Origin of the sequence: Kitasatospora sp. NPDC059827, from assembly GCF_042731675.1 — a bacterium.
GTDB lineage: Bacteria > Actinomycetota > Actinomycetes > Streptomycetales > Streptomycetaceae > Kitasatospora.
This window is the reverse complement of sequence record NZ_JBHWIV010000004.1, coordinates 71,167-84,922: the sequence shown is the minus strand read 5'-3', so window position 1 is coordinate 84,922 and position 13,756 is coordinate 71,167. Positions and strand designations below refer to the sequence as shown.

The following is a 13,756-nucleotide window of genomic DNA, read 5'->3' as shown; positions in this document are numbered from 1 at the left end:
CACCGTCGCCGAGCGGCCCGGCCGCCGGTAGCGCCGCGGGTTCTATGAGGGCATAGCCTGAATCTATGCCCCTCTCTCCGCACGTCCCCGAACTGGGCGCCCTGGAACTGCTGCTCGCGGTGGCCCGGCTGGGCAGCGTCGGCCGGGCCGCGGCCGAGCTGGGCGTGAGCCAGCCGACCGCGAGCGCCCGGATCAAGGGCATGGAGCGGCAGATCGGCGTCCCGCTGCTGGAGCGCTCGCCCCGGGGCAGCCGGCCGACCGAGGCGGGCCGGCTGGTGGTCGAGTGGGCCCGCCAGGTGGTGGAGGCGGCGCAGGCGCTGGACGCCGGGATCGACGCGCTGCGCGAACGGCGGGACGCCAAGCTGCGGGTGGTGGCCAGTCTGACCGTCGCCGAGTACCTGATGCCGGGCTGGCTGCTGGCGCTGTCCGAGGCCAGTCCGGGGACGGCGGTGACGCTGCGGACGGCGAACTCGGCGGAGGTCGCCGGGCACGTGCTGGCCGGGGACGCCGACCTCGGCTTCGTCGAGGGTCCGACCACCCCGCCCGGACTGGCCGGCGCGGTGGTGGCGGCGGACCGGCTGGTGGTCGTGGTGGCCCCCGGCCACCGCTGGGCCCGCCGCCGCACCCCGCTGACCGGGGCGGAGCTCGCGGCCACCCCGCTGGTGCTGCGCGAGCCCGGCTCGGGCACCCGGGAGGTGCTGGAGGCGGCGCTGGCACCGTACGGGGGCGCCGTGCAGCCCCGGATGGAGCTGGCCTCGTCCACGGCGTTGAAGGGGGCGGCGATGACCGGGGCGGGGCCGGTCTGCCTGAGCGAGCTGGCGGTGGTGGAGGAGCTGGCCACCCGGCGGCTGGTCGAGGTGCCGCTGGCGGAGGAGCTGGACCTGCGGCGGCCGCTGCGCGCGGTGTGGCCGGCCGGGCAGCGGCCGGGCGGGCCGGCCCGGGAGCTGCTGGGCCTGACCCGGCGGAGCGTCCGCCAGCACCTGCGGCGGAGGGGCTGAGCGCCTTGGCCCACAGGCCCAGGCACCGCGAGAAGCCTTCGCCCAAAAGTTGAGCGGAGTACACTCAACTTAGTGCATGCTGTATCCAGCAGCAGTGAAGGACGACGAGGGAGGATCCCCCAGCAGTGGACGCGAGCAAGTTCACCACCAAGACCCAGGACGCCCTGTCCGCCGCGATCCGGCAGGCGGGCGGCGCAGGCAATCCGGACGTCAGGCCGGTGCACATCCTGATCGCGCTGCTGGAGCAGCCCGAGGGCATCGCCCGGCCCCTGCTGGAGGCGGTCGGGGCGGCCCCCGCCCGGATCGACGCCGAGGCGCGCCGCCAGCTGATGGCGCTGCCCAGCGCGACGGGCTCGACGGTCTCCGCCCCGCAGCTGGCCCGGGACACCCTGGCCGTGCTCACCGAGGCCGGCCGGCGCGCGGACGACCTGGACGACCAGTACGTCTCCACCGAGCACCTGCTGGTCGGCCTGGCCGCCGAGGGCGGGGCGGTCGCCGAGCTGCTGGCGCAGCAGGGAGCGACGCCCAAGGCGCTGCTCGCCGCCTTCAAGGACGTCCGCGGCAGCGGCCGGGTGACGTCGCCGGATCCGGAGGGCACCTACAAGGCCCTGGAGAAGTACGGCACCGACCTCACCCAGGCCGCCCGGGACGGCAAGCTCGACCCGGTGATCGGCCGGGACCACGAGATCCGCCGGGTGGTCCAGGTGCTCTCCCGCCGGACGAAGAACAACCCGGTGCTGATCGGCGAGCCCGGCGTGGGCAAGACGGCCGTGGTCGAGGGCCTGGCCCAGCGGATCGTGGCCGGTGACGTACCGGAGTCGCTGCGCGGCAAGCGGCTGGTCTCGCTGGACCTCAGCGCGATGGTGGCCGGCGCCAAGTTCCGCGGCGAGTTCGAGGAGCGCTTGAAGGCCGTCCTGAACGACATCAAGTCCTCCGACGGCCAGGTCGTCACGTTCATCGACGAGCTGCACACCATGGTCGGCGCGGGCGCCGGCGGCGACTCCGCGATGGACGCGGGCAACATGCTCAAGCCGATGCTGGCCCGCGGCGAGCTGCGGATGGTCGGCGCCACCACGCTGGACGAGTACCGCGAGCGGATCGAGAAGGACCCGGCCCTGGAGCGCCGCTTCCAGCAGGTGCTGGTCGGCGAGCCCAGCGTCGAGGACTCGATCGCCATCCTGCGCGGCCTCAAGGGCCGGTACGAGGCGCACCACAAGGTGCAGATCTCGGACGCCGCCCTGGTCGCCGCGGCCACCCTGTCCAACCGCTACATCACCTCCCGCTTCCTGCCCGACAAGGCGATCGACCTGGTCGACGAGGCGGCCTCCCGGCTCCGGATGGAGATCGACTCCTCCCCGGTCGAGATCGACGAACTCCAGCGCTCCGTCGACCGGTTGCGGATGGAGGAGCTGGCCCTGGAGAAGGAGTCGGACCCGGCCTCGGTCGACCGCCTCGCCCGGCTGCGGCGCGATCTCGCCGACAAGAACGAGCAGTTGAGCGTGCTGACGGCGCGCTGGGAGCAGGAGAAGAAGAGCCTCAACCGGGTCGGCGAGCTCAAGGAGCGGCTGGAGGGCCTGCACGGCGCGCTCGAACGGGCCCAGCGCGACGGGGACTTCGAGCGGGCGTCCAAGCTGATGTACGCCGAGATCCCGGCCGCCGAGACCGAGCTCACCGAGGCCCAGGAGCGCGCCGCGGACCAGGACGCCTCCGCCTCGATGGTGAAGGAGGAGGTCGGCCCGGACGACGTGGCCGACGTGGTCGCCTCCTGGACGGGCATCCCGGCCGGCCGGCTGCTGGAGGGCGAGAGCGCCAAACTCCTGCGCATGGAGGAGGAGTTGGGCCGGCGCCTGATCGGCCAGGCGGAGGCGGTGCAGGCCGTCTCCGACGCGGTGCGGCGCACCCGCTCGGGCATCGCCGACCCGGACCGCCCGACCGGCTCCTTCCTGTTCCTCGGCCCGACGGGCGTCGGCAAGACCGAACTCGCCAAGGCCCTGGCCGACTTCCTCTTCGACGACGAGCGGGCGATGGTCCGGATCGACATGAGCGAGTACGGCGAGAAGCACTCGGTCTCCCGCCTGGTCGGCGCCCCGCCCGGGTACGTCGGCTACGAGGAGGGCGGCCAGCTCACCGAGGCGGTCCGCCGCCGCCCGTACAGCGTGGTGCTGCTGGACGAGGTGGAGAAGGCCCACCCCGAGGTCTTCGACGTGCTGCTCCAGGTGCTGGACGACGGCCGGCTCACCGACGGCCAGGGCCGCACGGTGGACTTCCGCAACGCGATCCTGATCCTCACCTCCAACCTGGGCTCGCACCACCTCGTCGACCCGACCACCCCGGAGGACCGGAAGAAGGCCCTGGTGCTGGACGCCGTCCGGGCCGCGTTCAAGCCGGAGTTCCTCAACCGGCTGGACGACATCGTGGTCTTCGACCCGCTGGGCACCGCCGAGCTCAGCCGGATCGTCGACCTCCAGGTCGCCCGCCTCGCCGAGCGGCTGCGCGAGCGGCGGCTCACCCTGGAGGTCTCCGCGGCGGCCCGCGACTGGCTGGCGCTCACCGGGTACGACCCGGCGTACGGCGCCCGCCCGCTGCGCCGGCTGGTGCAGTCCGCGATCGGCGACCAGCTCGCCCGGGCGATCCTCTCCGGCCAGGTGCACGACGGGGACACCGTCCTGGTCGAGCGGGACGAGGAGGGCGACCGGCTCACGGTCCGCAGCCGGGGCCCGCTGGAGAAGTAACCGCCGGCCCCGCCCGTCACCGGCACCGCCGGCCCACGGCCGTCCCCTCGCCCGCGCGAGGGGACGGCCGCCAGGCACCCGCTCAGTACCCTGGCACCCGCTCGGTCCCCGGGGCCCGCTGCTCCCGCCGCGTGCGGTCCCGCCAGGCACGGGCCATCCGGTGCAGCTCGGCGCCCTGGGACTCCGGGAGGCTCCAGGTCTGGGTGAGCAGCCGCAGGGTGGACACCCGCGGGCAGGACACCCCCCGCTCCAGGTCGCGGATCGACCGCACGCTCAGCCCCGACGCCTCCCCCAACTGCTCCTGCGTCATCCCCCGGTCCAGCCGGATGTTCCGCAGCAACGCCCCGAGCGAGGCACCCTCCCCCGTCACCGTACGCTCCATCCCCGTTCCCCCCTTCGGTCCAAAACGTCTCAACTCGCCCGGGAGGAAAGGCCTTTACCCCGGGCCAGTTCCGTCGCACGCTAACCGCATCCGGCCCGCACGGCAGGCGAACCCGGGCGCCGGGCGCGTGACTTGGCTCACGCGCGCGCCGGGCGTGCGACGGGGCCGCCGCACCCCGGGCACCGTGCGTGACGGAGGCCCCCGGACCCCCCGGGGCGAAGATCGACGCGCCCCCGCCGCCCCTGTGAGCGGAGCCCCGGATGAGGCAGGATGGGAGGTGGAAAGGGCGGCCTCTCATTGCCGGCCACCACGTGCACTGAGGAAGAGGGACCCCCCATGAGCATCGACCCGTCGTCCATCCCGTCGTTCGGCGTGCCCCAGGGCGGCCAGCCCGGTGGCCAGGGTGGCCGACCGGCCGGCCCTCCGCCGATCGTCGTCCCGGACCAGGCCCTGGTCGCCCAGCTGCTCGACCAGATGCAGCTCAAGCACGTCGTGGACGAGGAGGGCGACCTCACCGCCCCCTGGGAGGGTTTCCGCGTCTACTACATGTTCCGCGGCGAGCAGAAGGAGCTCTTCGCGGTCCGTGCCTTCTACGACCGCGCGTACCCGCTGGAGAAGAAGGGCGAGATCCTCGACCTGATCGACGAGTGGAACCGCGAGACCCTCTGGCCCAAGGTGTACACCCACACCCACGAGGACGGCGTGGTCCGCCTGATCGGCGAGGTCCAGATGATCGTCGGCAACGGCGTCAACCTGGACTACTTCGTCACCACCACCGCGAACTGGACCCAGGCCGCGGTCGGCTTCGAGCAGTGGATCGTCGAGCGCCTCGGCCTGCAGAACGAGATCGAGGGCGAGGACGGCGACAGCGAGGGCGGCGAGGAGGCCTGATCGAGGCCCTGGCACGCACCCCTGCGGCCCGGCCCCCCGGCAGACGCCGGGGGCCGGGCCGTTCCCGTACCCTCCCCGCGCCCTCCCGGCCGCCGGGCCGTCCTTGTCCCCGGCCCCCGACTGCCCCAGGATGGCCCTGACGACGAGCCGTGAGGAGCCACCGATGGGTACCAGGCCGCTGCTGAACCGCCGACTTGCCGGGATGGGGACGACGATCTTCGCCGAGATGTCCGCCCTGGCCACGGCCACCGGCTCGATCAACCTCGGCCAGGGCTTCCCCGACACCGACGGGCCCGAGGAGGTCCGCGAGGCGGCCGTCCGGGCCCTGCGCGAGGGCCACGGCAACCAGTACCCGCCCGGCCCCGGCATCCCCGAGCTGCGCACCGCCGTCGCCGAGCACCAGCAGCGCTTCCACGGCCTCGCGTACGACCCCGACACCGAGGTCCTGGTCACCGCCGGCGCCACCGAGGCCATCGCCGCCGCCCTGCTCGCCCTGCTGGAGCCCGGCGACGAGGTGATCGCCCTCGAACCCTTCTACGACTCCTACGCCGCCTGCATCGCCATGGCCGGAGCCGTCCGCCGCCCGCTCACCCTCCGGGCCCCGCACTTCCGCCCCGACCTGGACGAACTGCGCGCCCTGATCAACCCGCGCACCCGGCTGCTGCTGATCAACACCCCGCACAACCCGACCGGCACCGTCCTCACCGCCGAGGAGCTGGCCGGCATCGCCGCCCTCGCGATCGAGCACGACCTCCTGGTGATCACCGACGAGGTCTACGAGCACCTGGTCTTCGGCGCCACCCACCACCCCCTCGCCGCCCTCCCCGGCATGCGCGAGCGCACCGTCACCATCTCCTCGGCCGGCAAGACCTTCTCCTTCACCGGCTGGAAGGTCGGCTGGGTCACCGCGAGCCCCGCCCTGGTCGCCGCCGTGCGCACCGCCAAGCAGTACCTCACCTACGTCAGCGCCGGCCCCTTCCAGTACGCCGTCGCCGAGGCCCTGCGCCTGCCCGACGGCTACTTCGACACCCTGCGCACCGACCTGCGCCGCAAGCGCGACCTCCTGCTCGACGGCCTCACCGCGGCCGGCTTCCGCGCCTTCACCCCCGAGGGCACGTACTTCGTCACCACCGACATCACCCCGCTCGGCGAGAAGGACGGCATCGACTTCTGCCGCGCCCTCCCGGAGCGCTGCGGCGTCGTCGCCATCCCCAACGCCGTCTTCTACGACGACCCGGACGCCGGGCGCAGCCTGGTCCGGTTCACCTTCTGCAAGAAGGACGAGGTCCTCCAGGAGGCCGTCGACCGCCTGCGGCGGCTCTGAGCGACCTGAGCGACCGCCGGTCGACGTCGGCGGCGAATTCGGTGCCGTGCGGAATCCGGAAGAACCGGAAGAAGCCCGCCGACGTCCTCACCGATCACGAAGCCGATCACGAAGTGCGGAATGCCGGGGGGCGGAATACCCTTCCGCCCCCGTTCCCGCCCCTGCTGCTGTCCGGTCCCGCGCCAGATCGCGCCCCGCGGCCGCCGCTCGTGACGAACATGCCCTGCTCACACATGAGTTGATCCGCCGACAGCTCCGCTCGGCAGCCCCGTCCGGTCCGCGCGGCGCCGCCTAGCCCGACGGAGAGCGGTTTCTGCAAAGGGAGCGGAGGGTTCCGGGGGCCCGTTGCGCGCGTGGGGCGCGCGTTTCGTTTTGCGCGCCCCCTTGGAGAGGGACCAATTCTGGCCCGCCGGATGTGCTGATTCGACCCCCAACTCCCCTGAGTGGCATGCTCCTTTGCTGCCCGTCAGGCAGGCCTCACGGCCTGTCGGGCACGCCCGGAGACCCGCCCGCACCCCGCGTGGGGCGGGCGGCGGCGCATGATGCGCGCGAAGAGCGCACGACCGGCGCACACGGCGCACAGGCCGGTGACAGGGGCGCGCGCTGTGCAGAGTCGCACACCGGGTCGATCAGAGCCGGGAAGCAGGTGTGCTCGAAACGGTGAATGCTTGACAAAGATGGGTAAATCACCGACGGACCCGGCGTATTCATGCTTCTCTGCTGCTGAATCTCCAGCCGGAATCCTTCCTTCCACGGTCGGCCGCGCCCAGGGCCGCACAGCCACGAACAGCCTCGCCATCGCCTAGGCCTACTCGCTGCTGCTCGGCGGGCGCGCACGGAGCTGAAACGCGGAGCCGAGCATGCTCACCACACTGCAGACCTCCTACACGGACACCCGCGCCGGTGACCTGGCCTGGTGCCTCGGCGGCGACCCGCTGCCCGCTCTCGCCGTCCGCGACCTGAGACTCGACGGCGGCCGCCCCGGAACCCCCGGAACCCCCGGCACCCTCCAGCTGCGGCTGCTGGGCGCCTCGCACCAGGTGGTGATCTCGGCCGGCCCCGGAGACTGCCTGGAGACCGTCGCCTGCATGCCCGGCCGCCGCACCCCGCTGCCGGCCCGGGTGGCCAAGCAGGTCGGCGGCTGGGAGTACGAGTTCGCCGCCCGCATCGAGGCCCTGCCCCCGCACGACTTCGCGGCCCGCGCCCAGGAGCTGCTGGCCCTGGTCGAGGGGCACCCGCGCGGCCTCGCCGGGGTCTTCCCGGGCGACCCGAGCGCCTTCACCGCCCTGGTCACCCAGGGCGGCACCGACCGGCTGCTCTGGCGGACCTGGCACGCCTACCCGCAGGAGGGGCAGCTGGTCTGCACCCGTTCCTCGCTGGTGGTGCCGGGGCCGTGACAGCCCACCCGCCGGGCACCAGCAGCCCGTCCGGCAGCACCGAACCGGTCATATGCCACCCGGCACAGGCCTATGAATCGTACGCAGGAACGATTCGTCAATCCGAGGGCTCCCGCTGTCCGTCGGATGGGCGCAGCGATCCGTCCCGCACGTCCCCTAGCGTTTGTTCGTGATCAACCATCCGGCCGGTCCGCCCGCACGCCCGCGAGTGGACCTCGACGACGGCACCCCACCCCGGCCCGGGCGAAGCCTCATCCCCCTGCCCGCCCGCCGTCGCTCCCGGCTGCGCTCCCGCCCCCGGCTCGCCCGGCTGACCGTCCTGCTGGCCGCGTTCGTCTGCGCGGCCTGCGGACTCGTCTACGAACTCGAACTCGTGGCGCTCGGCGACTACCTGCTCGGGGACACCGTCACCCAGACCTCCGTGGTGCTCTCCGTCATGGTCTTCGCGATGGGCCTCGGCTCCCTGCTCGCCAAACGGCTCACCCGCCGGCCCGCGACCGCCTTCGCCCTCGTCGAGTGCGCCCTCGCCCTCACCGGCGGGCTCTCCGTCCTCGCCCTGTACTCCTGCTGGGCCTGGATCGGCCGCTACCAGGCCGCGATGGTCATCCTCACGTGCCTCATCGGCATCCTCATCGGCGCCGAGATCCCGCTGCTGATGACCCTCATCCAACGCATCCGGCGCGAGGACGCCGGACGCGCCGTCGCCGACCTCTTCGCCGCCGACTACGTGGGCGCGCTGATCGGCGGCCTCGCCTTCCCGTTCCTGATCCTCCCCCTGCTCGGCCCCGGCGACGGCGCCCTGCTCACCGGGGCGGTCAACGCCGTCGCCGGGGCCGCCGTGGTGCTCTGGCTCTTCCGCGAGGAACCCGCCCCCCGGATACGACGGCTGCTCTGGGCCGGCTGCGCCCTCGTCCTCGCCCTGCTCGCCGCGGCCGCCGTCGGCTCCGACCCGATCGAACGCGCCGCCCGGCACGCCCTCTACGGCGACCAGGTCCGCTACGCCACCCGCAGCCGGTACCAGGAGATCGTGCTCACCGGCCCCGCCGAGGGCCCGCTCCGGCTCTACCTCGACGGACGGCTCGCGGTCTGCGGGCCCGACGAGTACCGGGGCAGCGAAGGCCTCGTCCACCCGGCCATGGCCGCCGGCCCCGACGCCCGGGTCCTGCTGCTCGGCGGCGGCGACGGCCTCGCCCTGCGGGAGGTGCTGCGGCACCGCGGCGTCCGCTCCGTCCGCCTCGTCGACGCCGACCCGGCCCTCCCCCGGCTCGCCCGCACCGACCCCGGCCTCGCCGCCCTCGACGGCCACTCCCTGGACGACCCCAGGGTCCGCACCACCGCCGCCGACCCGCTGGCCTGGCTGCGCGGCGCACCCGACGAGGAGTACGACGTGGTGCTCGCCGACCTGCCCGCCCCCTCGGACGGCGGCCCGGTCAAGTTCCACTCCCAGGAGTTCTACGGCCTCGCCGCCCGGCTGCTGGCCCCCGGCGGCCGGCTCGCCGTCCGCGCCGGCGGGGACGGCGGGAACGGCGGGAACGGCGGGGACAGCCTCTGGCAGATCGAGTCCGGCCTCCGCGCGGTCGGGCTGCGGACCGCCCCGTACGCGGTCGACGGCAGCGCCACCGCCGACTGCCGCCCGGGCCCGCCGGACGCCGCCCAGGACTTCCTGCTCGCCGCCGCCACCCCGCCCCCGCTCACCCTCGCCCCCGACGCCCCACCACCCCGGGCCCTCACCCCCGACACCCTCCGCACCTCGACCACCCGCCTCACCGCCCTCCGCCCAACCCACCCCCCGGCCCCCCTCACCCTGCTGGCACCACGCTGACCCGGCGGCCGACCTCGGCGGTGCGCCGGTCTGCCCACGGCCCGAGCGGTGCACCGAGCCGCGCACGAAGCGGCTCCGGGGCCCCTGGCCGGGAGAGGACGGGCCGACCGGGCGGGCGGGTGCGGGACACGCCCCGGAGCCCGGGCGGGCGGGGGTGGGCCGGGGAAAGTCGGGCGGTGGTGGGTGGGGACCGGGCGGGGCCCAGTCGGTAGGCTCCGTGGCATGGAGCATGAGGTTGTCGTCCCGATGTCCGCAGAGCTGGTGCGGCAGGCCTTGCAGGATCCGGCGCTGCTGGCGCGGAGCGTGCCGGGCCTGAGCACCGAGCCGGCGGCGGTCGGGGCCGGGCCGGCCGAGGAGATCGGCGGGCGGCTGAAACTGCGGATCGGCGGCTCCACGATCACCTACAAGGGCGTGCTGTCGCTGATCGAGGGCCGGGGCGGTGTGCTGACCGTGCTGGCCGAGGGCGAGGAGGCCCGGGGCAGCGGCGAGGCGACCGCCACCGTACGGGTGAGCGTCGCGGAGGGCGCCGAGGACGGCACCGCGACGGTCCGCTTCACCGGCGACCTGAGCGCCACCGGCCGGCTGACCGAGTTCGACGCCGAGACCCTCGACGCCGTCGGCCGCCGTCTGCTGGAGCGCTTCGCCCTCGCGCTCACCTCCCCGGACGCCCCGGCCGAGGGCGACGAGGAGCTCGCCGACGAGGCCGCGGACGAGGCCGGGTCGGAGCCCTCGGACGAGGCCGACGCCGGGACGGACGACGGGACGGACACCGGGACGGACGCCGAGGTGGTGTTCATCGAGGACCGCCAGGACCAGCCCGGCGACGACCTGGACGACGACCTCTCCGACCTGATCGCCTTCTCCGACGCCGATGCCGAGCGTTTCGGCCTCCCCACCGGCTCCGCCGACGACGACGACAACGACGGCGAGGACGACATCGACGAGCGCGGCGACGGCGACGCCGCCGAGGCCGGGACCGGCGGCCCGCAGGACGGGGTCGCCGAGGAGCTCCCGGTCGAGCCGCTCTTCGCCTACGAGGACGAGCCGGAGCTCTCCGGCCCGGTCCGCCGCAGCATCGTCGGCCGTTCGGCCGAGGAGGTGGACCACGCCCCGCCGCGCGGCCGGTACGCCCCGGCGCTGCCGGCCCGCAGCGCGCGGGCCCGGGCGGCGTCCCGCTGGGGCGGCGAGGCCGGAGGCATCGTGGTGCCGGGCGCGGGCGGCCGCAGTGCGGTGCCGTGGGTGATCGGCGGCTCGGTGGCCCTGCTGGGCGGCGCCGTGGTGCTGGTCAGGGCGCTGCGCCGGCGCTAGCCGCGAGCGCCCCGAAGGCCGTCAGGGCCTAGACTGAACGCTCATGAGCAACGACCGCGACGCCCTGCTGGCACAGATCAAGGACAAGGCCGTCGTGCACGGCAAGGTCACCCTTTCCTCCGGCAAGGAGGCCGACTACTACGTCGACCTGCGCCGGATCACGCTGGACGGCGAGGCCGCCCCGCTGGTCGGCCGGGTGATGCTGGACGCGACCTCCCACCTGGAGTACGACGCCGTCGGCGGCCTGACCCTGGGCGCCGACCCGGTGGCGGCCTCGATGCTGCACGCCGCCGCCGCGCGCGGGCAGAAGCTGGACGCCTTCGTGGTCCGCAAGGCGGGCAAGGCGCACGGCCTGCAGCGCCGGATCGAGGGCCCCGAGGTGAAGGGCCGCCGGGTGCTGGCGGTCGAGGACACCTCCACCACCGGTGGCTCGGTGCTGACCGCCGTCGAGGCGCTGCGCGAGGCGGGCGCCGAGGTGGTCGGCGTCGCGGTGATCGTCGAGCGCGGTGGCGCGGCCGCGATCGCGGAGCAGGGCCTGGAGTACGTGACCGCGTACGACCTGGACGACCTGGGTCTCTGACCCGTACGGGCACCCCGAGCAACACCGAGGGCCGGGCCCTGTTTCACGTGAAACCACGTGGAACGGGGCCCGGCCCTCCGTCACTACACCGTGAAGCCGTGAAGCCGTACGCCGGCAGCCGTACGCCGCGGCTGAGCCGTACGCCGTGCAGCCTCAGCCGCGGCGGTGCCGCCCGCTGCCGCTCTGCACCGCGTCGCCGGCCGGGGCCTCGACGATGCCGGCCTTCTTCTTGCGGCGCTCCCGCACGACCTCGACCAGGATCGGCGAGACCGACAGCAGCACGATCAGCAGCACGGCCGGAATCAGGTACTTGTCGATCACCGGGGCGAGCGCGTCGCCGAAGAAGTAGCCGATCAGCAGCATGGACTCGGTCCAGAGCACGCCGCCGACGACGTTCCACACGAAGAAGGTCTTCGCGGGCATCTCCAGGGTGCCGGCCACCGGGTTCAGGAAGGTCCGGATGATCGGCATGAAGCGGGCCAGCACCACGGCCTTGCCCGAGCCGAACTTGTTGAAGTACTCCTCCGCCTTCACCACGTACTCGCGGCGGAAGATCTTCGAATCGGGCTTGTCGAACATCCTCGGTCCGACCTTGACACCGATCAGGTGCCCCAGCTGGGCACCGGCGATCGCCGCGATCGGGCAGCCCACGAGCAGCACGGCGATCGGCAGCTTCGCACCGTCGCCGAGCACCGAGGAGGCCGCGTTCGACGCGGCCACGCCCGCCAGGATCAGCAGCGAGTCACCCGGGAAGAAGAAGCCGACCAGCAGGCCGGTCTCCGCGAAGATGATCGCGATCAGCCCGATGGCGCCGAGGGACGAGATCAGGGATTTGGCGTCGAGCACGTTGACGGCCAACTGGTTGTAGTCCACGGGCGCAGGATAGCGGGCGTACCTTTCCGGTGACGTCCGGCCGAGGCCCCGGACCGGGAGCACCGACCAGGCGCACCGACCGGGAGCACCGACCGGGAGCGCGGACCGGCCCGGTGGGCGCGGAACCGCCGACGAGTTCCGGCCGAGCCGTCCGGTACGCCGTCCCGACAGACGGGCTCCTGCTGACCTGCGGGCACGAGTCTGGGAAGATGACACCGGCGTCCGGTCCGCAGCGGCCCACCACCCTCATGGCCGTACCGCGGAGGTCGCCTCGAACCTTGGTGCCGGAGAGCCACACCGCAGCGCCGCGCGTCGGCGGGCCGGCACGGAGTCGTCACGAAGGCGTACACAGCGTCGGACAGCACCGTCCGTACGCCGCAACCCGACAGGAGCGGATCGCATGCCCATCGCAACTCCCGAGGTCTACAACGAGATGCTGGACCGGGCCAAGGCGGGCAAGTTCGCCTACCCGGCCATCAACGTCACTTCGTCGCAGACCCTGCACGCCGCGCTGCGCGGTTTCGCCGAGGCCGAGAGCGACGGCATCATCCAGATCTCGACCGGTGGCGCGGAGTTCCTGGGCGGCCAGCACAGCAAGGACATGGTCACCGGCGCGGTCGCGCTCGCCGAGTTCGCCCACATCGTCGCCGCCAAGTACGACATCACCGTCGCGCTGCACACCGACCACTGCCCGAAGGACAAGCTGGACGGCTACGTCCGCCCGCTGCTGGCGGTCTCCGCCGAGCGCGTGGCCAAGGGCCAGAACCCGCTGTTCCAGTCGCACATGTGGGACGGCTCGGCCGAGACCCTCGCCGACAACCTGGAGATCGCCCAGGAGCTGCTGGCCCAGGCCGCCGCCGCCAAGATCATCCTTGAGGTCGAGATCACCCCGACCGGCGGCGAGGAGGACGGCGTCACCCACGAGATCAACGACGAGCTGTACACCACCGTCAACGACGCGGTGCGCACCGCCGAGGCGCTGGGCCTGGGCGAGAAGGGCCGCTACCTGCTGGCCGCCTCCTTCGGCAACGTGCACGGCGTGTACAAGCCGGGCAACGTCGTGCTCAAGCCGGAGCTGCTGCGCGAGCTGCAGGACGCGATCGGCAAGCAGTACGGCCGGACCGACCCGTTCGACTTCGTCTTCCACGGCGGCTCGGGCTCGACCACCGAGGAGATCGCCACCGCGCTGGAGAACGGCGTCGTGAAGATGAACCTGGACACCGACACCCAGTACGCCTTCACCCGCCCGGTGGCCGGCCACATGTTCGCCAACTACGACGGCGTGCTGAAGGTCGACGGCGAGGTCGGCAAGAAGAACACCTACGACCCCCGCACCTGGGGCAAGCTGGCCGAGGCCGGCATGGCCGCCCGGGTGCGCGAGGCCGCCGAGCAGCTGCGCTCGGCCGGCAAGCGCCTGAAGTAGCCGGCGGCCGGCACGACCGGCGCCCG

11 protein-coding genes are annotated in these 13,756 nt (G+C 73.5%); 9 read left to right on the top strand and 2 right to left on the bottom strand.

All coding sequences use genetic code 11. The annotated features are described in order from the left end of the window. The first annotated feature begins 65 nt into the window (after window positions 1-65). Together ACFV8H_RS03960 and clpB are read left to right on the top strand one after the other, a co-directional pair. Complete coding sequence (locus ACFV8H_RS03960) at window positions 66-998, top strand: LysR family transcriptional regulator (RefSeq protein WP_380396397.1); 933 nt, start codon at window positions 66-68, stop codon at window positions 996-998. A 125-nt stretch (window positions 999-1,123) separates the two neighbouring features. Then, on the top strand, window positions 1,124-3,730 hold the full coding sequence (gene clpB / locus ACFV8H_RS03955; RefSeq protein ID WP_380396396.1) for an ATP-dependent chaperone ClpB: 2,607 nt from the start codon (window positions 1,124-1,126) through the stop codon (window positions 3,728-3,730). A gap of 82 nt (window positions 3,731-3,812) precedes the next feature. On the opposite strand, the gene ACFV8H_RS03950 is transcribed toward clpB, so the two are convergent. Beyond that, window positions 3,813-4,100 carry a helix-turn-helix domain-containing protein gene (locus ACFV8H_RS03950; protein ID WP_380396395.1) on the bottom strand — a complete coding sequence of 96 codons (288 nt, stop codon included), beginning with the start codon at window positions 4,098-4,100 and terminating at the stop codon, window positions 3,813-3,815. A gap of 348 nt (window positions 4,101-4,448) precedes the next feature. Between ACFV8H_RS03950 and ACFV8H_RS03945 the strand changes: the two genes are divergently transcribed. The 6 genes from ACFV8H_RS03945 to pyrE all read left to right on the top strand — a co-directional run bounded on the left by ACFV8H_RS03945 (window position 4,449) and on the right by pyrE (window position 11,434). Next, a complete protein-coding gene (locus ACFV8H_RS03945) occupies window positions 4,449-5,003 on the top strand; it encodes a YbjN domain-containing protein (protein ID WP_375882741.1) in 555 nt (184 codons plus the stop codon). A 163-nt stretch (window positions 5,004-5,166) separates the two neighbouring features. Next, window positions 5,167-6,327, top strand: a complete 1,161-nt coding sequence (locus ACFV8H_RS03940) for a pyridoxal phosphate-dependent aminotransferase (protein ID WP_380396394.1) — start codon at window positions 5,167-5,169, stop codon at window positions 6,325-6,327. A gap of 860 nt (window positions 6,328-7,187) precedes the next feature. Continuing rightward, complete coding sequence (locus ACFV8H_RS03935; RefSeq protein ID WP_380396393.1) at window positions 7,188-7,724, top strand: DUF2617 family protein; 537 nt, start codon at window positions 7,188-7,190, stop codon at window positions 7,722-7,724. Between the two features lie 169 nt (window positions 7,725-7,893). After that, on the top strand, window positions 7,894-9,546 hold the full coding sequence (locus tag ACFV8H_RS03930; RefSeq protein ID WP_380396392.1) for a polyamine aminopropyltransferase: 1,653 nt from the start codon (window positions 7,894-7,896) through the stop codon (window positions 9,544-9,546). Window positions 9,547-9,768: 222 nt separating this feature from the next. Continuing rightward, window positions 9,769-10,854, top strand: coding sequence for a hypothetical protein (locus ACFV8H_RS03925; RefSeq protein ID WP_380396391.1), 1,086 nt, complete (start codon window positions 9,769-9,771; stop codon window positions 10,852-10,854). A 43-nt stretch (window positions 10,855-10,897) separates the two neighbouring features. After that, complete coding sequence (pyrE, locus tag ACFV8H_RS03920; protein ID WP_375882755.1) at window positions 10,898-11,434, top strand: orotate phosphoribosyltransferase; 537 nt, start codon at window positions 10,898-10,900, stop codon at window positions 11,432-11,434. A 153-nt stretch (window positions 11,435-11,587) separates the two neighbouring features. On the opposite strand, the gene ACFV8H_RS03915 is transcribed toward pyrE, so the two are convergent. Further along, window positions 11,588-12,307 carry a DedA family protein gene (locus ACFV8H_RS03915; protein ID WP_375882757.1) on the bottom strand — a complete coding sequence of 240 codons (720 nt, stop codon included), beginning with the start codon at window positions 12,305-12,307 and terminating at the stop codon, window positions 11,588-11,590. 400 nt (window positions 12,308-12,707) lie between these two features. Here ACFV8H_RS03915 and fbaA point away from each other — a divergent pair, with 400 nt between their 5' ends. Then, on the top strand, window positions 12,708-13,730 hold the full coding sequence (gene fbaA / locus ACFV8H_RS03910; protein WP_375882760.1) for a class II fructose-bisphosphate aldolase: 1,023 nt from the start codon (window positions 12,708-12,710) through the stop codon (window positions 13,728-13,730). Window positions 13,731-13,756: the final 26 nt, after the last annotated feature.

Bases quoted from the DNA above. Each gene is read 5' to 3' on its own strand.
- ACFV8H_RS03945 (WP_375882741.1), top strand. From the start codon at position 4,449: ATGAGCATCGACCCGTCGTCCATCCCGTCGTTCGGCGTGCCCCAGGGC.
- fbaA (WP_375882760.1), top strand. From the start codon at position 12,708: ATGCCCATCGCAACTCCCGAGGTCTACAACGAGATGCTGGACCGGGCC.
- ACFV8H_RS03925 (WP_380396391.1), top strand. From the start codon at position 9,769: ATGGAGCATGAGGTTGTCGTCCCGATGTCCGCAGAGCTGGTGCGGCAG.
- pyrE (WP_375882755.1), top strand. From the start codon at position 10,898: ATGAGCAACGACCGCGACGCCCTGCTGGCACAGATCAAGGACAAGGCC.
- ACFV8H_RS03940 (WP_380396394.1), top strand. From the start codon at position 5,167: ATGGGTACCAGGCCGCTGCTGAACCGCCGACTTGCCGGGATGGGGACG.
- ACFV8H_RS03935 (WP_380396393.1), top strand. From the start codon at position 7,188: ATGCTCACCACACTGCAGACCTCCTACACGGACACCCGCGCCGGTGAC.
- ACFV8H_RS03960 (WP_380396397.1), top strand. From the start codon at position 66: ATGCCCCTCTCTCCGCACGTCCCCGAACTGGGCGCCCTGGAACTGCTG.